General features: G+C 71.6%; 16 protein-coding genes. 6 read left to right on the top strand and 10 right to left on the bottom strand.

The features are described from left to right. Positions 1 to 230: 230 nt before the first annotated feature. Genes CSIV_RS08030 through CSIV_RS08015 form a run of 4 tightly spaced genes read right to left on the bottom strand, consistent with a single transcriptional unit; the run spans position 231 to position 4,079 of the window. Positions 231 to 1,178 carry a PDR/VanB family oxidoreductase gene (locus CSIV_RS08030; protein WP_077050882.1) on the bottom strand — a complete coding sequence of 316 codons (948 nt, stop codon included), beginning with the start codon at positions 1,176 to 1,178 and terminating at the stop codon, positions 231 to 233. Further along, positions 1,175 to 1,810 carry a helix-turn-helix domain-containing protein gene (locus CSIV_RS08025; protein ID WP_083735053.1) on the bottom strand — a complete coding sequence of 212 codons (636 nt, stop codon included), beginning with the start codon at positions 1,808 to 1,810 and terminating at the stop codon, positions 1,175 to 1,177. The genes CSIV_RS08030 and CSIV_RS08025 overlap by 4 nt, the downstream gene beginning before the upstream one ends. Next, entirely contained in the window at positions 1,807 to 3,105 is a 1,299-nt protein-coding gene (locus tag CSIV_RS08020) for an amidohydrolase family protein (RefSeq protein WP_077050880.1), read from the bottom strand. The genes CSIV_RS08025 and CSIV_RS08020 overlap by 4 nt, the downstream gene beginning before the upstream one ends. Further along, a complete protein-coding gene (locus CSIV_RS08015) occupies positions 3,102 to 4,079 on the bottom strand; it encodes an XdhC family protein (protein WP_077050879.1) in 978 nt (325 codons plus the stop codon). Before CSIV_RS08015 ends, CSIV_RS08020 begins: the two co-directional genes overlap by 4 nt. Positions 4,080 to 4,130: 51 nt before the next feature. On the opposite strand from CSIV_RS08015, the gene CSIV_RS08010 reads away from it, so the two are divergent. The 6 genes from CSIV_RS08010 to CSIV_RS07985 all read left to right on the top strand — a co-directional run bounded on the left by CSIV_RS08010 (position 4,131) and on the right by CSIV_RS07985 (position 11,299). After that, positions 4,131 to 4,733 (top strand): nucleotidyltransferase family protein, encoded by a 603-nt coding sequence (locus CSIV_RS08010; RefSeq protein ID WP_077051363.1) that lies wholly within the window; start codon positions 4,131 to 4,133, stop codon positions 4,731 to 4,733. 235 nt (positions 4,734 to 4,968) lie between these two features. Continuing rightward, on the top strand, positions 4,969 to 6,087 hold the full coding sequence (chvE, locus tag CSIV_RS08005; protein WP_077050878.1) for a multiple monosaccharide ABC transporter substrate-binding protein: 1,119 nt from the start codon (positions 4,969 to 4,971) through the stop codon (positions 6,085 to 6,087). A 100-nt stretch (positions 6,088 to 6,187) separates the two neighbouring features. Continuing rightward, on the top strand, positions 6,188 to 7,717 hold the full coding sequence (gene mmsA, locus CSIV_RS08000; protein ID WP_077050877.1) for a multiple monosaccharide ABC transporter ATP-binding protein: 1,530 nt from the start codon (positions 6,188 to 6,190) through the stop codon (positions 7,715 to 7,717). A gap of 5 nt (positions 7,718 to 7,722) precedes the next feature. Next, entirely contained in the window at positions 7,723 to 8,943 is a 1,221-nt protein-coding gene (gene mmsB, locus CSIV_RS07995; protein WP_077050876.1) for a multiple monosaccharide ABC transporter permease, read from the top strand. Positions 8,944 to 9,030: 87 nt separating this feature from the next. Beyond that, on the top strand, positions 9,031 to 10,242 hold the full coding sequence (locus CSIV_RS07990) for an ROK family protein (RefSeq protein ID WP_077050875.1): 1,212 nt from the start codon (positions 9,031 to 9,033) through the stop codon (positions 10,240 to 10,242). Positions 10,243 to 10,483: 241 nt separating this feature from the next. Further along, positions 10,484 to 11,299, top strand: a complete 816-nt coding sequence (locus CSIV_RS07985) for a lytic transglycosylase domain-containing protein (RefSeq protein WP_238592350.1) — start codon at positions 10,484 to 10,486, stop codon at positions 11,297 to 11,299. An 8-nt stretch (positions 11,300 to 11,307) separates the two neighbouring features. Here the strand turns inward: CSIV_RS07985 and CSIV_RS07980 are convergent, their stop codons facing one another. The 6 genes from CSIV_RS07980 to CSIV_RS07955 form a co-directional block, all read right to left on the bottom strand. After that, a complete protein-coding gene (locus CSIV_RS07980; RefSeq protein ID WP_077050874.1) occupies positions 11,308 to 12,231 on the bottom strand; it encodes an NAD(P)-dependent oxidoreductase in 924 nt (307 codons plus the stop codon). A gap of 61 nt (positions 12,232 to 12,292) precedes the next feature. Then, a complete protein-coding gene (locus tag CSIV_RS07975) occupies positions 12,293 to 13,747 on the bottom strand; it encodes an NAD(P)-binding domain-containing protein (RefSeq protein ID WP_077050873.1) in 1,455 nt (484 codons plus the stop codon). Beyond that, a complete protein-coding gene (locus tag CSIV_RS07970) occupies positions 13,744 to 14,232 on the bottom strand; it encodes an ureidoglycolate lyase (protein WP_077050872.1) in 489 nt (162 codons plus the stop codon). Before CSIV_RS07970 ends, CSIV_RS07975 begins: the two co-directional genes overlap by 4 nt. A 63-nt stretch (positions 14,233 to 14,295) precedes the next feature. Then, positions 14,296 to 15,057: a GntR family transcriptional regulator gene (locus CSIV_RS07965; protein ID WP_077050871.1), complete on the bottom strand. Its 762-nt coding sequence runs from the start codon at positions 15,055 to 15,057 to the stop codon at positions 14,296 to 14,298. Next, complete coding sequence (locus tag CSIV_RS18635) at positions 15,054 to 16,496, bottom strand: LuxR family transcriptional regulator (RefSeq protein ID WP_077050870.1); 1,443 nt, start codon at positions 16,494 to 16,496, stop codon at positions 15,054 to 15,056. The genes CSIV_RS07965 and CSIV_RS18635 overlap by 4 nt, the downstream gene beginning before the upstream one ends. 327 nt (positions 16,497 to 16,823) lie before the next feature. Beyond that, positions 16,824 to 18,260: a helix-turn-helix transcriptional regulator gene (locus CSIV_RS07955; protein ID WP_077050869.1), complete on the bottom strand. Its 1,437-nt coding sequence runs from the start codon at positions 18,258 to 18,260 to the stop codon at positions 16,824 to 16,826. Between the last annotated feature and the right edge of the window lie 214 nt (positions 18,261 to 18,474).

Here is an 18,474-nt window from a genome sequence, read left to right as displayed (position 1 = left end):
GAGGCGGGCGCCGTCGGGAGCGGCTCTCCAGTGTGGTGTGACCAACATCCGGGCTGTTTCCGATGCTAGGAACCGGTCGTTTCCGCCGTATTTCCCGCTCGTGACCCTCGTGACAAACCTGCGGCGCGCGGCGCCGGATCAGCGATCCGCGCAGCCTCCGCCCCGGCCACCGTGCATGACTGAGGCTCCGCGGATCGCCGAGGAACCGCCGGAGGGCGCGCGCCCGGCGGCTACAGCTCGATCGTGATGCGCGGGCAGGCCGCGCGCGAGACGCACAGCATCATCGTGCGGTTCGCCTCCTGCTCCTCCGGCGAGAGCACCGAATCGCGGTGCTCGACGTCGCCGTCGATCACGGGCACCTCGCACGTGCCGCACGTGCCGACGCGGCAGCTCGAGGGGACGACCGTGCCGTACTCCTCGACGACGTCGAGGATCGACTTCTCCGGCGGCACCACGACCGTCAGCCCCGACATCATGAGGTCGACCTCGAACGGCTCCGTCCACACCGGCGGGCCGAGCACCTTCGCCTCGAACCGTTCGACGTGCAGGCTCCCGCGCGGCCAGCCCGACATCGCGGCATCCAGGGATTCCAGCAGGCGTGCGGGCCCGCACGCGTAGACGACGGTCCGGGATGCCGGTGCGCCCAGGCGCGCGTCCAGGTCGAGGCGGCGTCCCTCGTCGGCGGCGAAGACCTCCACGCGGTCGCCGTAGAGCTCGGCCAGGTCGGCGGCGAACGCCATCGTGCTCCGCGACCGTCCGGCGTAGAGCAGCGTCCACGCGGCGCCGGCCGCCTCGGCGGCCTCGATCATCGGCACGATCGGCGTGATGCCGATGCCTCCGGCGACGAACACGTACGACCGGCCGGCGGTGGGGGCGAAGAGGAAGTGGTTCGCGGGCCCGCGGACGCGGAGGGCGGTCCCGGGGTGGGCGTTCTCGTGCAGCCACACCGAGCCCTCGCGCTCCCGCAGCACGCCGATGCGCCAGGTGCCGCGCTCGGTCGGCGACCCGCACAGCGAGTACTGCCGCTCGACGCCGCCGGGCAGGACGACGTCGATGTGCGCGCCCGGCGACCAGTGCGGCAGCACGCCGCCGGCGCGCTCGAGGTCGAGCACGACGACCCCGTCCGCGGCCTCGCGGCGCTCGCGGACCGTCACCTCGAACGTCAGACCGCCGCTCATGTGTCTCCTTCGCCGGGGTCGGGGGCGCCGTGCACCAGTTCCTTCACGATCAGCAGCCGGTAGGGCGCACCGTCGGGCGAATGCCAGCGGTGAGGGGTCCCGGAACGGCAGTACACCGAATCGCCGACGGCCAGGGTCGTCTCGCCGAACGGGCCGAGCGAGATGACGATCGAGCCCTCGAGCACCGTGAGGAACTCGTCCTCCTCGTGCACGTAGTGGTCGCCCGGCTCGGTGTTCGCGCCGGTGAACTCCATGGGCTCGAAGCGGCGCGGACCTTCGGCGAGCATCCGCGCGCTGCCCTCGGCGTAGGGTCCGACGAGCCCCTCGTCGGCCCGCACGAATGTCGGGTGGGCGCTCTCGTCGGGGCGCGGGGGCTCGGACGCGGCGATGAGTTCGACCCGGCTCGTACCGAGGGCCCGCGCCAGGCGCTCGAGGCTGGCCATGCTGGGCCGGGCGAGGCCGCGCTCGAGCTGGCTGAGGAACGGGTGCGACAGTGCCGCGGCCTCCGCGAGCTGGGTGAGCGTCAGCCCCCGCGCCTTGCGCAGGCCGCGGAGGTGCGCGCCGAGCCGCTCGTCGCCGGTGGAGCCGGTCGCGGGGTCGTCGGCGGGGATCGCGGGAGCCATGGTGGTCATCGTCCCACCCTCTCGAACAGTCGCGCGGTGATCTCGGCCTCGTCGCCGCTGGTCAGGGTCCCGTTCTCCACGACGACGCGGCCCGCGACGACGACCTCGCGCGGACGCCGACCGGGCGAGGCCCACAGGAGCCCCGCGACGCGGTCGGCCACCCCCGCGTCGGCGACGCCCGCGACGTCCCACAGGCACAGGTCGGCGGCCGAACCCGGGGTGAGCCGGCCGAGCTCGCTGCGCCCGAGGCCCGCGGCGGATCCTCCGGTCGCCATCGCCAGAACGGTGGATGCCGCCAGCTGCGGCCCCACGAGCGCGGAGACCTGCATCGCCAGACGCGCGTCGGCGAGCAGATGGCCGGCGTCGTTGCTGCCGCCGCCGCTCGTTCCGAGGCCCACCGGGATGCCGGCATCCCGGAGCTTCGCCACCGGTGCGACGCCCCACCCCATCGGCACGTCGCAGCCGGGGGCGTGGGTGGCCGTGACGCCGGCGGCGGCGAGCCGGGCGATCTCGTCGTCCGTGACCGCGCACAGGTGCGCGAGCGTGACATCGGGGGCGAGCCAGCCCCAGTCCTCCAGCAGGTCGAGGGGACGCCGGCCGTACTTCTGCTGGGCGATCTCGACGTCGACGACCTCGTTCGCCTGCGTGCGGCGCCGGAGCCCGCGGCGCTCGGCGACCTCGCCCAGCAGCGCGAACGTCTCGCGCGGGTCGCTGTGCACGCCCGCCGGCCCCACGGCGACCTGCAGCATCCCGTCGGCGCTGACACCGCCCGGGCGACCGTCGACGAGCGCGGCGGCGATCGCCTCGGCCGACAGTGCGGCCTCCTGCGGATCGTCGCGCGCGGCGCCGCGGACGAACGCGAGCCGCGCACCGAGGTCGGCGGCCGCCTCGGCGGCGGCGCGGGCCATGCCGACCGTGTCGGCGCCGGAGGGCCAGGTCAGGTGGTGGTCGGAGACGGTCGTGACACCGCTCAACAGCGCCTCGGCGAGTCCCGCGCGCGCGGCGATCCCGGTCAATCCGGGGTCGACACCGGCCTCGGCGTAGGCGGCCGCCATCGCCGGCAGCCACTCGCGCATCGGGATGCCGCGGGTGCCGGGCAGCGTCCGGAACGCCGTCTGCAGCAGGTGGTGGTGGGCGTTGACGAGGCCGGGCGTCACGACGCAGCCGCTCGCGTCGATCACCGTCGCGTCGGCGGGGGCGGGGGTGTCGACGACCAGCCCGTCGACGCACACGACGTCGCCCGTGCGAATCCGGCCCTCGGCCTCGACGACCGCGACCGCGTCGCGGATGACGAGCGCCGTCATCCCGCGATCACCGTCGTCGGCACGGCGCATCCCCGCGCGGCATCGACGTGCAGCGGGCCGCCGGTCGACCGCAGCGGGAGCGCGCTCGCGCCACGTCGGGCCGCGACGATCTCGGCGATCACCGACAGGGCCGTCTCCTCCATCGTCTCCGCGCCGAGGTCGAGGCCCAGCGGCGAGTGCAGCCGGCCGAGCTCGGCATCCGTCACTCCGGCCTGCGTGAGCAGCGCCGCACGTCGTGCCACGGTCGCGCGCGAGCCCATCGCTCCGACGAAGCCGACCGGGAGTCGCAACGCCGTGCGGATGGCGGGGACGTCGAGGCGCTCGTCGTGGGTCAGGACGCAGACGGCCGTGCGCTCGTCGGGCGCCTCGAGCGAGGCGAGGTATTCGTGCGGCGGCGCGACGACGAGATCGGATGCCTCGGGGAAACGGTCGCGCGTGACCAGCAGCGCCCACGCGTCGCACACCGTCACCGCGAAACCGGCGGCAGCTCCCACGCGGCACAGGGCCGCCGCGTGTTCGCCGGCGCCCAGCACGATGAGGCGCGGGCGGGACCGTCGGTGCAGTCCGAGCACGGTCCCGTCGCCGAGGTCGAGGTCGATCGCGCTCTCGAGTCCGGCCGCGGCGCGTCGCAACGCGTCGCGCACAGCGGGGTCGTCGCCGTCGACGGTGTACGCGACCACCTCGATCGCACCGCCGCAGGCGAGGCCGGCCGCGACGATCGCGTCATCGGGACCGGTGAAACCGAAGCTTCCGCGGCGGACCCCGCCCGAGCGGAGGGCGTCGAGACCGAGCATCACGGCGTCGCCCTCGACGCAGCCGCCGGAGAGCGAACCGATGACGCGGGCGTCCGCGGTCACGGCGAGTGTGGCCCCCACCCCGCGCGGCGCGCTGCGCACGACCCGGGTGATCGTGACCGCGGCCACGGGCACCCCCGCCTCCAGCAGGGGCAGCAGGTCGGCGGCCAGTTCGAGCATGTGGGCGACCGTATCCGCGCCGTGTTTCGCGCACGCTACGCTGTCGTGACCATGCCCGCCGAGCCGTCCGCGCCCCCCGTCGGCGGGCCCTCCGGCGCCCCGCTCGCAGGTCTCGTGCTGGCCGCCGGTGCGGGTCGCCGGTTCGGCGGACCGAAGGCCCTCGCGCGTGATCCGGATGGCGTCGCGTGGGTTGCGAGGGCGGTCGGCGCGCTGCGCGACGGCGGGTGCGACCCGGTCGTCGTCGTCCTGGGCGCGGCGTCCGACGACGCGGCTCGCCTCGTTCCCCCCGGCGCCATCGTCACGATCGCCGATGCCTGGTCAGAGGGTGTTTCCGCGTCTCTTCGCGCGGGCCTCGACGCCGTGGCGCGCACCGCGGCGAGCGCGGTCGTCGTGGTTCCGGTCGACACCCCCGACCTGCCCGCCGCGGCCGTGCGCCGGCTCGCCGCCCGCGTCGGCGCGGACGCTGCGGTGCTCGCGTCCGCGGAGTACGCCGGTGTCCCCGGGCACCCCGTCGTGATCGGCCGCGACCACTGGGTCGCGCTCGCCGCCGCGGTCCGCGGCGACGTCGGAGCGCGCCCGTACCTTCGCGCGCACGGTGCCTTGGCGGTGGAGTGCGGCGACCTGTGGTCCGGGGCCGATCAGGACGTCCGCTGACGACCGCCGCGCCGCGGTGAGGGACCGACGAGTCCCGTTCCGTTACGCGTTCGTTGCATTCCTTCCGGGGTCGGACTCTGGACAAATCCGGGGAGGCGGGGATATGTTCACGGAGCCGTCATAATTACGACGGAACCAGGAAGCCGGGACGAGGACGTACCCGATCCGACGCCGGGGAGGGCGGCGGGTGCGGACCACGGGGGTCCCTGCAGTTCAGAGAGGAACGCAGATCACAATGCTGAAGAAAATCCTGACCGGCGCGGCCATCGCGGCGCTCGCCGTCGGCCTCGGAGCCTGTAGCTCCACGCGCCCCGCCGATGGCGGCGGAGACGCCGCCGGGGGCAGCGGCGACTGCAACGTCGGCATCGCGATGCCGACCCGCAGCCTCGAGCGCTGGATCAACGACGGTGAGCAGCTCCAGAAGAAGCTCACGGACGCCGGCTGCACCGTCGACCTGCAGTACGCCGACAACAAGACCGACCAGCAGATCAGCCAGATCCAGAACCAGATCTCGGGCGGTGCCAAGATCCTCGTGATCGCGGCCATCGACGGTTCGACGCTGGGGCCGGTGCTGCAGGAGGCCAAGGCCCAGAACGCGACCGTCATCGCGTACGACCGCCTCATCAACGGCAGCGAGAACGTCGACTACTACGCCACGTTCGACAACTACAAGGTGGGCACCCTGCAGGGTCAGTTCATCGAGGAGCAGCTGGGCCTCAAGGACGGCAAGGGTCCGTTCAACCTCGAGCCCTTCGCCGGCAGCCCCGACGACAACAACGCGAAGTTCTTCTTCGCGGGTGCCTGGGACGTGCTGAAGCCGTACATCGACAAGGGTCAGCTCGTCGTCCCCAGCGGCAAGTCGCCGGCCAACGACGACGCGTGGGCCAGCATCGGCATCCAGGGCTGGGCGTCCGACAAGGCGCAGGCCGAGATGGACAACCGCCTCTCGTCGTTCTACGGCGACGGCAAGAAGGTCAACGTCGTCCTCTCGCCCAACGACAGCCTCGCCATCGGTATCGAGGCATCCCTCAAGTCGGCCGGCTACACCGCCGGTGCCGACTACCCGATCATCACGGGTCAGGATGCCGACAAGGCCAACGTCAAGGCGATCCTCGAGGGTCTGCAGGCCATGACGGTCTGGAAGGACACCCGTGCTCTGGGTGACCGCGTCTTCCAGATGATCCAGGAGATCAAGGACGGCAAGACCGTCGAGGTCAACGACACCAAGACCTACGACAACGGCAAGAAGGTCGTCCCGTCCTACCTGCTGACGCCTGAGGTCGTCGTCAAGGACGACGTGCAGTCCAAGCTCATCGACTCGGGCTTCCTCAAGGCCTCCGACGTCGGGCTCTGATCCACTCTGCGGCGGGGCGGGTTCGCCCGCCCCGCCGCTCTCTCCGTCGCCGCACGGCGGCGGAGCTACCTGTCGCCCGCGGGCGACGGAGGGAGACACCATGACCGAACCGATCCTGCGCATGTCGGGGATCTCCAAGTCGTTCAACGGCGTCCCGGCTCTCGCCGACGTGTCGGTGGACGTGCATCGCGGTGAGGTGCACGCGATCTGCGGCGAGAACGGCGCGGGGAAGTCGACGCTGATGAAGGTGCTGAGCGGTGTCTATCCCGCCGGCAGCTTCGACGGGACGATCACCCTCGAGGGGCAGCCGGTCGCGTTCCGCTCGATCAACGACAGCGAGGCCGCCGGCATCGTCATCATCCACCAGGAGCTGGCCCTCAGCCCCTACCTCTCGATCGCCGAGAACATCTTCCTCGGCAACGAGAAGTCCAAGCGCGGTGTGATCGACTGGAACGCCACCAACACCGCCGCCGCAGACCTGCTCAAGCGCGTGGGGCTCCGCGAGAACCCGGCGACCAAGATCTACGAGCTCGGCGTCGGCAAGCAGCAGCTCGTCGAGATCGCGAAGGCGCTGGCCAAGGAGGTCAAGCTCCTCATCCTCGACGAGCCGACCGCCGCCCTGAACGACGACGACTCCGCGCACCTGCTCGACCTCATCGACCAGCTGCGCGACCAGGGGATCACCTGCATCATCATCAGCCACAAGCTGAAGGAGGTGCTGCGCATCGCCGACCGCATCACGATCATCCGCGACGGCCGGACGATCGAGACCATGCGGCGCGACGACCCCGACACCGACGAGGGCCGCATCATCCGGGCGATGGTCGGTCGCGACCTCAACAGCCTCTTCCCGCCGCGCGAGCCCGACATCGGCGAGGAGCTGTTCCGCGTCGAGAACTGGACCGTGCACCACCCCGTCGACACCGAGCGCGTGGTCATCGACGACGCGTCCTTCATGGTGCGCGCGGGCGAGATCGTCGGCTTCGCCGGTCTCATGGGTGCCGGGCGCACCGAGCTCGCGATGAGCATCTTCGGACGCATGTACGGCACCGGCATCTCCGGTGAGGTGTACAAGGGCGGCCGGCAGATCGACGTCCGCACCGTCGACGCGGCGATCAAGAACGGCATCGCGTATGCCACGGAGGACCGCAAGAAGTACGGCCTCAACCTCATCGGCGACATCCAGGTCAACGTCTCGGCATCCGCCCTCGCCCGCCTCGCGCGCCTCGGCGTCGTCGACCGGTACCGCGAGTACAAGGTCGCCGATTCGTACCGCTACAAGATGAACATCAAGGCGCCCAGTGTCGCCGCGATCACCGGACGCCTCTCCGGCGGGAACCAGCAGAAGGTGGTCCTGTCGAAGTGGATGTTCACCGGACCCGACGTGCTGATCCTCGACGAGCCGACCCGCGGCATCGACGTCGGGGCGAAGTACGAGATCTACGGCATCATCAACGAACTCGCGGCCCAGGGGAAGGCCGTCATCGTCATCTCGTCGGAGCTGCCCGAGGTCATCGGCCTCTCCGACCGCATCTACACCATCTCCGAGGGACGCATCACGGCCGAGGTCAGCCGTGAGGAAGCCACGCAGGAGACGCTCATGCGGCACATGACCGCCGGAAGGAACTGACAGCAATGGCCACCGCATCCACCCAGACGGTCGAAGCGCCGACGCAACCGGGACCGCGCCGCCGCGGTCTGCTCGCGCGCATCAACTTCCGGCAGTTCGGCATCCTCGCTGCCCTGGTCATCATCATCGTGCTGTTCCAGGTGCTCACCGGCGGGCGCCTGCTCATGCCGGGCAACGTCAACAACCTCATCCAGCAGAACGCGTACGTCCTGATCCTCGCGATCGGCATGGTGATGGTCATCATCGCCGGCCACATCGACCTGTCGGTCGGTTCGGTCGTCGCCATGGTCGGCGCGATCGCGGCGATCGCCATGAACCAATGGGGTCTGCCCTGGTACATCGCGGTCGTCCTGTCGCTCGTCGTCGGCGCGATCGTCGGCGCGTGGCAGGGCTTCTGGGTCGCCTTCGTCGGGATACCCGCGTTCATCGTCACGCTCGCGGGCATGCTGCTCTTCCGCGGGCTCACGCTCGTCCTCCTCACCGGCGGCACGATCAGCGGTCTGCCCGACGGGTTCACCGCCATCGGTGCCGGATGGCTCCCGCCCGTGCTCGGCTACGTCGGCAACTGGGACAGCCTCACCCTCGTGCTCGGCGCGATCGCGAGCGTCCTGCTCATCGTCCAGCAGCTGCGCACCCGTGCGACGCTCCGCCGCCTCGAGCTGCCCCGCGAGGTCGCGTGGTCGTTCTGGCTGAAGAACGCGATCGCCGTCGTGGCGATCATGGCCGTCGCCTTCACCATCGCCGCCTACAACGGCACGCCGATCGTGCTCATCATCCTCGCCGTGCTCGTGCTGGCGTACACGTTCGTGCTCAACCGCACGACGTTCGGTCGGCACATCTACGCGATGGGCGGCAACCTGTTCGCCGCCGTGATGAGCGGCGTGAAGACGAAGTGGGTCAACTTCTTCATCTTCGTCAACATGGGTGTGCTCGCCGGTCTCGCCGCGGTGGTCAGCACCGCTCGCGCCGGTGGGGCCGTGGCATCCGCCGGTCAGAACTACGAACTGGATGCCATCGCGGCGGTGTTCATCGGTGGCGCCGCGGTCCAGGGCGGTATCGGTACGGTCGTCGGCGCCGTCGTCGGTGGTCTGGTCATGGGCGTGCTCAACATGGGCCTGTCCATCCTCAGCGTCGACGCGGCCTGGCAGATGGCGATCAAGGGCATCGTTCTGCTCCTGGCCGTCGCGTTCGACATCTTCAACAAGCGACGCAACGGCGGTGTCTGATCGGGTGGGGAGCGCGGCCGTCCGCCGTGCTCCCCACACCGGCCGTAACCGGGGGGCCGTCGATGCGAGAATGGGGGAGGTGCCCTCATGACCCCTGCCGTGTTCGAGCCCGCCACGCCGCTCGCACCACCCTCAGGTCGTACGACGAACGACCTGATCCGTCAGCAGAACCTCGCGTCCGTCTTGTCGATGCTGCACCTCCGGGGAGCGCTCTCACGCGCACAGCTGGGCGCGACGATCGGCCTGAACCGCTCGACGGTCACGGGCCTCGTCATGGAGCTGACCGAACTGGGACTCGTCCGCGAGGTCGCCGCCGGCGAACGCACCGGTAAGGTCGGCCGCCCCACGCTCGACATCGAGCCCGAGGATCACGTCGCCGCGCTGAGCGTGCGGGCCGAGCCCCACGCCGTGACGGTCGCCCTCGTCGGGCTCGGCGGCGTCGTCCACGCGCGGCTGCGCCACGACACCGCGAGCGCGCCGTCGCCCCGCCGCTTCGTGCAGATCGTCGCCTCCTCGGTCGAGGCGATGCGCGCCGACATCGACCGCCACTACCGGGTCGTCGGCGCCGGCCTCGCCGTCCCGGGACTCGTCAACGCCAACGGCTCCGTGCTGGTGTCGCCCACCCTCGGGTGGCGCCGGGATCCGGTGGCCGCGCGGTTGAGCGACGAACTCGGCATCCAGGTCTCCGCCGGAAACGACGCGAGCATCGGCGCGCTCGCCGAGTCGCGGTTCGGCGTGGGCGTCGGCGTCTCCAACCTGCTCTACCTCGGCGGCGCGATGCACAGCATCGGCGGCGGCCTGATCATCGACGGCACGCTCCTGCGGGGAACCTCCGGCTACGCCGGCGAACTGGGCCACACCGTCGTCGACCCGCGCGGCCGCACGTGCGTGTGCGGACGCAAGGGATGCCTCGAAGCCGAGGTCCGGCTCGACCTCCTCGAGCCGCTGCTCGGCCGGCGGAAGCTCGACGAGGACGAACTCGACGTGGAGCTCGGCGTCGCCCGCGATCCCCGGGTGCTCGCGGAGGTGACGCGCCAGGTCGAGGTGCTCTCGCTGGCGCTGACGAACTTCGTCAACGCCTTCAGTCCCGAGACGGTCGTGCTGTCGGGATATCTCGGCGCGCTGCTGTCGGTCAGCCGCGAGCGTCTGGCCGAGGCGGTACGCGTGCACCCGCTGGGCGCGGACGGCCGTACGATCCGTCTCGAACGCGCGCACCTGCGCTCGCGCCTGATGCTCATCGGCCCCGCCGAGCTCGCCTTCGCCGACCTCCTCGCGAATCCGGCCGGGTTCCGCGGCTGACGCCGGTCCCGCGGCATCCGGCCGCGCTCGGTGCCTCCTCCGAGTTCGGTGCCCCCTCTCCCGGTTGAGTGTCCAAGACACGCGGACGCCCTCGCGACGCATCCGCGTGTCTTGGACACCGAACCGGACGAGCGTGCCGCGGCGCCCCGGCTCGACGGCCGCCGTTCACCCGCACGTCGCCTCGCGTGGCTAGTCTCGCCGCGGCGTTCCTTACCCGGGTGGATGCCGAGGGAGGGTCCGCGTGGATCTCGACGCCGACCGCGGACGCTCGTGGTCTTCGATCGCCGCCGCCGTCGCGGCGGTGCTCTTCGTCGTGATCGCGATCGCCCTCGTCGTGTCGTCGCAGGCCGTCGGCCGTGAGCGTCCCCTCGAGGAGAGGGTGGGGGCGTACGCCCCCGCGGTCGAGCCGGATGCCGCGCCCGTCGCCGACGCGCCGGCCTCCGCCCCCGTGCCGACCGCGGTTCCCGTGCCGTCGGCCCCGCCCCTCGCGGAGATCGTCCCCGCCGATCCGGCCTGGACCGCCCGCACGGCGGCGGCGACCGGCATCCCGGAGCGGGCCCTGCGCGCCTACGCGTCGGCCGCGCTCACGCTGAAGGCCGAACAGCCGGGCTGCGGGCTCGGCTGGAACACCCTCGCGGGGATCGGCGCCATCGAATCCGCCCACGGCACGCACTCCGGTGGTCACCTCGACGACGCGGGGTATCCGCAGCCGGCGATCCGCGGCATCCCCCTCGACGGCACCGCCAGCGCTGCGATCGGCGACACCGACGGCGGACGCTGGGACGGGGATGCCACCTGGGACCGCGCCGTGGGCCCGTTGCAGTTCATCCCCGCGACGTGGCAGCGGTGGGGAGCCGACGGCAACGGCGACGGGGTGGCCGACCCGAACCAGATCGACGACGCCGCGCTCGCCGCGGGCCGCTACCTGTGCGCCGCCGGCGAGATGACGAGCGCCTCCGGCTGGCGGCGGGCGATCTTCTCGTACAACCACCTCGACAGCTACGTCGACGACGTCGCCGCCACGGCGAACACGTACGCCGCACGCGCGGCCGGCTGAACGGCGGATCAGCCGCGCAGCACCACGTTCTCGGGCTCTTCGCCCGCGAGGAAGTGCTCGATCTGCCGGCGGACGAGCCGCGCGATCCGGGGACGCATCGCTCCTGTGGCGCCGCCGACGTGCGGCGCGATGAGCACGCCCTCGAGAGTCCACAGCGGGTGGTCGGCGGGCAGCGGCTCGGGGTCGGTGACGTCCAGCGCCGCGCGGATGCGCCCGCGCCGCACGTGGTCGACGAGGGCGTCGGTGTCGATCACGGGGCCGCGGCCGACGTTCACGACGAGCGCTCCGTCGGGCAGGGCCGACAGCGCGGCGTCGTCGACGAGGTGCTGGGTCTTGTCGCCGCCGGGGAGCGACACGATCAGCACGTCGGTGGCGGCGAGGACGTCGTACAGCTCGCCGAGGGGGAGGACCTCGACGTCGTCCTGCAGTCGTCCGTGCGACGCGACCGCGCGGAGATCGACCTCGAAGGGCTTCAGCCTCGCCGCGATGGCGCGCCCGACACCGCCGAAACCGAGCAGAGTGACGCGGGCGTCGGCGAGGCCCGGTGTCCACTTCCCCTCCCACTCCGCCCGGTCCTGCGCGCGGACGAAGTCCGCAAGCGCGCGCTGGGCCGCGAGGGCGAGGGCGACGGCGAGTTCGGCGGTCGCCGTCTCGTGGACGCTGGTGGCGTTGGCGAACACGATGCCCTCGGGGAGGCGCCCCTCGACGTTGTCGTACCCGATCGATTGGCCCTGCACGAGCCGCGTCGTCACCTCGGTCAGGCGCGCGATGACGCCGTCCATCGACATGTACGGCGGCACCACGATGTCGATGTGCGGGCGGGGAGCGGCATCCGTCATGTCCCAGACGAGCACCTCCACGCCCTCGGGCAGGGGCTGCAGATCGTCGCGGAGCTGCGCGGTGGGCACGGACACGATCAGCGGGGAAGTCACTCGCCCCACGCTACCCGCGGGTCCGGCGACCGCGGCCCCGCGGACACGCGGCGCAGCCGGTTCACCCGGTGACGTCCGCCGGTACGGGCCGCCGCCCGACGTGCACCCCGACCGGGACGTCGTAGGCGAGGTACTCCGCCATCAGCGCCTCGGCGTCGCGGGTGAAGAGCCGTCGCGACAGCGCCGCGGCGAGCTTGGTCGCGCCCCCGACGAGTCCCGGGATCTGGTGGCTGAGCATGCCCTGGCTGATCCGCGCGCCGTGGTTGAACATGTGGATGCGCGACAGCGCCGACCCCGCGGCCGCACTCCGGCTGACGAGGCCGAAGTCGTCGTCGAGGTACGGGAACGCCGCGAGCCCGGGGTTCTCCGCGACCTGCGCCGGGGTGAGTCGATCGCTCCAGAGCGTGGCATCCGGGGCCACCGTCGACAGTTCCGGGCGGCGCGAGAGATCCGCGACGATCCCGGTCGCGGCGATCACGACGTCATAGCGATGGATGCCGTGCGGCGTCGTCACGACGATCTCGGTGCCGTCCCACTCGACGGATCGCCACGGCGACGCCGTTAGGAAACGGAAGCCGTCGAAGGCGTGCGCGCGCCAGATCGCGTTCTGCGTCGCGGGCTGGTCGACGGCGGACAGGTGCACGTTGAACGTCCACTTCTGCGCGTCGGTGAGCGAGCCGTAGTTCTCGATGAGGCCCGAGAATTCCATCCACCGGTAGGGGCTGACCTGCGGCATCTCGGGGCGCCGCATGTGCACGTCGACCGAGGCCGCGCCGTGCTCGAGGGCGGTGGCGGCGTTGTCGAACGCGCCGGTGCCGGCGCCCAGGATGCCGATGCGCTTCCCGGCGAGGGCGGCGAAATCGATCGCGTCGTGGGTGTGGTGCACCCGCTCGGCCGGGAGGGTGTCGAGGAGCGCCGGAACCTGCCGGCCCCCGGCGCCCTCGATGCCGGTGGCGAGCACGACGTGCCGGGCGAGGAGCACCCACGAGCCGTCGGGGCCCTCGAGGTGCAGGCGCAGGGGGCCGTCGGCATCCGGCGGCGTGATCGACGTGACGGCGGTGGAACCGACGACCTCGATGCCGGCGACCGTGCGGTACCACTGCAGGAACCCCTGCCACGCGACGGTCGGGAAGAAGGCGATGTCGTCCCACGCTGCTGCGCCGTACACGGCCTCGAACCACGCGCGCGGACTCACCGCTGGGACGCCCCACGTCGGCCACGCGATGTCCTTCGGGGTGCGCAGCGTGTGCATGCGCGCGTACGTGGTCCACGGCCCGGTGGCGTCGACCGGGGCGGAGTCGAGGACGACGACGTCGTCGATGCCGCGGCGGCGCAGGCCCCGGGCGAGCACGAGCCCGGCCTGTCCGCCGCCGACGATCACGACCGGGTGTTCACCGTCGCGTTCGCCGACCCACGACCGTCCGTCTCCGGCGCTCAGTGCTTCCTGGTGCGCGGCCTCGCGTTCGAGGGCGGCCAGGCGAGCACTCGCATCGGCGAGCGGGGTGAGGGTGCTCACTCGACGACGACGCGCACGCCGTAGGTGTCGTCGAGACGGAAGTTGTGGTGATCGGTGACGTTGGTGTCGTCGAGCTCGAGGTTGACGAAGTCCATGCTCGGCTCGGCGAAGAACGGGCCGGCGTGCCACGTGCCCTTGAGCATCGTGATCGCGGTGCGTGCCGGGATCCGGAACGCGCGCAGGTCGTCGAGCGTGGGCTCGTCGATGCCGGCGGGCGCGACGGCGATCGTCCACTCGACGTCGCCGACGGCCATGAGGGTCTGGGTGGTCTCGAGGTGCCGCGTGACCCGGACGAACTCGGGCTTCTTGTCGTCGAGCGACATCAGGTAGAAGCGCGGGATGCCGGCGGACACGTCGAGCACGGCCTCTTCCGCCGTGAAGGGTGTGCCGTCTGCCATAGGGGTCAGAACGACACCGAACGGGGCGAACGCCTCGGCGGTGATGGTCGCGGCGGCGAGGGGGTGGGTGCGGAGCGGCTCGGTCATGCCCCGAAGATACGTCTGTCAGACAAGTCCTGGGACAACTTGTCTGACACGTTCACGACCTCGTTACGACCCCGAAACGCCCCGATCGTGGCGGACGCGCCGGATGAGGGCGTTCCGCAGCCCCGCGGGGGCGGACACCTGCACCTCCCGCGACCAGTAACCGACGTCGTCGCCCGTCCCGTATCCGCAGTAGGTCATCTCGACGACCGGAACACCCGGCGTCGTCGACAGCAGCGCCGCCCGCTCGGCATCCAGGCTCACCGCGTCGACCCACAGGGTCTCCCACGCGACCCGGATGCCGTTGGCCTCTTCCGCCAGGTCGAACACCGGCCGCCGGGGGTCGAGGTCGACGACCTGGGCCAGGGGGACGAGGTCTTCCGCCAGCGCGTACGGCGTGCCGTCGACGCTCCACACCTTCACGGTGCGGAACACCCGCGTGCCGTCGGGCAGATCGTCGAACCGCTCGGGGTCGCCTGCCGCGAGAACCCGGACCCCGGATGCCGCGACCTCGAGTCGTGGCTCGTATCCGGCCGCACGGATCGACAGGGAGTGATCGAACTGCTCGTCGATCCGGCGCCCGACGTCGGGCAGCCGGCGGTTGGGGGTCGTGCGCGTCCCCTGCGTCCGGTGCACGTACCCGCGCTCTTCGAGCCGGACGAGTGCTTCGCGGACCGAGGCCCTGCTCGCCCCCGTGAGCTCCGCGAGCCGCGGTTCGGACGGCAACGTCTCGAGATCGCCGCTCCAGAGCGCGAGGATCCGGTCGATGACGGCATCCTGGTCTGTCGCGCGTATGGGCTCCTCGTTCGGTGCGAGCTCCCCGGTCACTCGTCCGGACGCTGCAGCAACGCGACGGCATCCTCTCGGCTCGACACCCCCAGCTTGCCGTAGATCGACCGGACCTGTGACTTCACGGTGTTCACCGACACGTTCCGCGCCCGCGCGATGTCGGGGATGCCGAGGCTCGAGGTGAGGAGGTACGCGAGCTCCCGCTCGGTGGTGGTCAGCACGGCGAAGGCATCGTCGCGGGCGGAAGGGGCGGCGATCTTCGGCAGCATCTGTCGCGTCGTCGCTGCCGCGGACGCGAGGTCGGGAGTGGTCGCCGACAGACGATCCAGAAGGAGGTCGGTCTCCGAGAACGGGATCATGAGGAACGGCATCATCGAACCCCCCGTGCGTTGGATGAGCCGGAACGCGGACTCCATGCTCTGCAGTGCGCGCTTCTCGCCGCCCATCCGGAGGAAAGCGACGGCGCGGACAGTCAGGACCTGGGTCAGGGTGCGCAGGCAATGTTCGTCGTGCAGGGCGACACAGGCGTTCGTGTTCTCGATGACCTCGCGCTCGCGTCCCATCTGCAGGAGCGTCCGCGAGCGCTGCATAGGGAAGCACACGGCATGGCCGGGGTTGGTGACGGCGTTGTCGAGCACGGCGAGGGCCTCTTCGTACTCACCGAGGGCGGTGAGCATGTCGGCGTGCAGGCCGAGGAGCAGGCCGCGGACGATCCGGAAGCTCCGCGTACGGCCCGAGGAGTGCAGGAGTTCCCAGCTCTTGGCGAGTGCCTCCGGAACTGAGCGGCCGATGAACATCGCGGCTACCCGGGTCATCTCGGCGCTGAAGACCCAATACGGATCATCGGGCTGGGCGTGCTCGAGTTCGTCGGCGATCGCGTGCATACGTGCTGATTCCGCGCGGCTGGCAGCGACGAATCCGTCTCCGAGCAGGATGCAGTGCGAGACGTCCTCGGCGGCCCACCCGCAGTCGCCGTACAGCCGGCGCGCGTCGTCGATCGCCCTTGCCGCGCCGGGGTATTCGGCGTTCAGCCCGAGATTCAACGCCTGCACGCTCAACGCGCGGTAGCGCTGCGCCGGGGTCTCGGCGAAGAGCAGGGCCTCGGCCGCGTAGTGCCCACCGATCTGCGGCCATCCGACCGCGGCGCAGTACTCCGCGACGCCCGCGTACAGCGCGGAGCGGGCCGGACCCGACAGTGCCGCGGGACGCGTGAGACGTCCGCTGTCGAAGTAGCGCGACACGAGTTCGATGCCGTCGCCGAGCGCGTCATGACGCGCGCGTGCCACCAGCATCGAGGTGAGGACCATCGCCCGGGTGTCTGTCCAGATCAGGGGGGTCGCGCCCGGCTCGGCTTCCGCCAGGAGGGCGAGGTGGCGCGCGAGCGGTTGCCCGTGCCCGGGTTCCAGGCGCGCGAACGTGTGGGCCGCAGCCGCGCGGAGCGCGGCGCTCGGGCTGATGGGACCATCGGAATCGCTCATGTGACCTCCGTGACACGAACGCGACCGCCTACGTGCGGCGCATCGGTGCGCCCCACGGTCGCGTCATGGATAGACAGGCACCCAGGACGGGCGGTCGGACACGGATTCGGGTTCGCGAGCGGCCGCTGGAACCGCCAGCCCCCGGGGAGCGGTCCCATTCATGAGGATAGGACAAATGTCCGCCTTCCGCCCGGGGAGGGGCGGAGAAGCGGATGAAACTCGGCTGAGCGGCGCGGGGGAGGAGGGGTGGCCTGCGGCGAGCTCACGGGAGAGCCTGCTCGGTGACGGGTCGCTGGTCTCCGCGCGCCCGGGCGCCTCGCAGGCCCCTCAGTCGGGGCGGGACTCCAGCACCCGCAGGGCCTCTTCGCGTCGGGAGACGCCGAGCTTGCCGTAGATCGAGCGCATCTGCGACTTCACGGTGTTCACCGAGACCCCGCGAGCCCGGGCGATCTCGGACGCCGACCGGGTCGTGCGCAACAGGTGCGCGAGTTCCCGTTCGGTCGGTGTCAGCGGCGTCAGGGCCGGGGACAGGGCCTGGCGGGCGGCGAGGGCCGGGAGGGCGGAACGCAGCCGGTCGATGGTCTCGCCCAGATCGTCGCGGACTCCGGCCACGAGGTCGAGGAGTCGTGCCGCGTCCGAGCTCGGGATCATCAGGAACGGCATGAGCGATCCGCCGGTCTGGGCGATGAGCACCACGGCGGATTCCATGCTCTGCGTCGCGCGCTGGTCGTTGCCCAGTCGCAGGAACGCCACCGCGCGGCGCGTGAGCAGCGGCGTGAGCGTGCGCAGGCAGTGCTCGTCGTGGAGGGCGACGCACGCGTTCGTCGACTCGATCACCTCGCGTTCGCGACCGGTGAGCAGCAGCGTCGCGGCGCGCTGCATCGGGAAGCACACGGCGTGACCGGGATGCGTGACGCCGGTGGACAGCACCGCGAGGGCTTCGTCGAACTCGCCGTGGAGGGCGAGCATGTCGGCGTGCATCCCGAGGAGGAGGTCGCGCTCGAGGCGGGGGCTGCGGGCGCGATCGGAGGCGTGCAGCAGACGACGGCTCTCGGCCAGGCCGGACGCGAGATCGCGGTCGAAGAAGTGCGCGGCGACACGCATCACCGCTGCACCGAAGTTCCAGTACGGCTGATCCGACGGTGTGCGCTGCAAGCCGTCGGCGAGCTGGCGGAGGCGCTCGGCGTCGGCGCGGGTGAGGGCGAGCATCGCTTCGCCGAGGAAGAGACAGTGCGAGAGGTCGTCGTCGTGCCAGTCGTGCGCAGCGAACAGGGCATGCGCCTCGCGGACGGCGTCGGCGGCCGAGACGTATTCCGCGTTGAGGGCGAGAGCGAGGGCGTGCACGCTGTGCGCGCGGTATCGCTGCGCATCGGTGTCGGCGAACTCCCGGGCCTCCGCGGCGTACCGCGCCGCGATCTGCGGCCATCCGACCGCGGAGCAGTACTCGCTGACGCTCGCGTACAGACGCGAGCGGGCCGCCGTCGAGAGGGAGGCCGGCCGGGTGAGACGTCCGTCGACGAAGTAGCGGTGGATCAGGTCCAGGCCGTCGCCGAGGGCGTCCCGCCGAGCGCGTGCGGCGAGGACGCTCGAGAGTACGCCGGCGCGGGCGTCGGTCCACGTCGCGGGTGCCGGCCCGGGGTCCACCTCCGCGAGCAGGGTCAGATGCCGCCCGATCGGCTGGCCGTGCCCGGGTTCCAGTCGCAGCAGCGTCTGGACGGATGCCGCGCGCAAGAGGTCCCCGCCCGCGGGTGCTTCCTCTGCCACGACGATCCCCCTCCGCCCGCGCACGCGTCGACGTGCACCGGACTCCCCGTCCGTCGGTGCGGGTGAGCGTCGGCGATCGCTGCGGTACGACGCGCAACGAATGGTGTGGATCGGGCGATGTCGGGTCCGCCGCGACCGTGCCGCCGGGCTCTCCGACCGTCGGTAGGAAGAACGATAGTCAGTCGGCCGGCATCGCGCACGATCAGGAGGTGGG

Origin of the sequence: Microbacterium sp. CSI-V (genome assembly GCF_001984105.1) — a bacterium.
In the GTDB taxonomy this organism is placed as follows: domain Bacteria; phylum Actinomycetota; class Actinomycetes; order Actinomycetales; family Microbacteriaceae; genus Microbacterium.
This window is presented reverse-complemented; position numbering and strand designations above follow the sequence as displayed.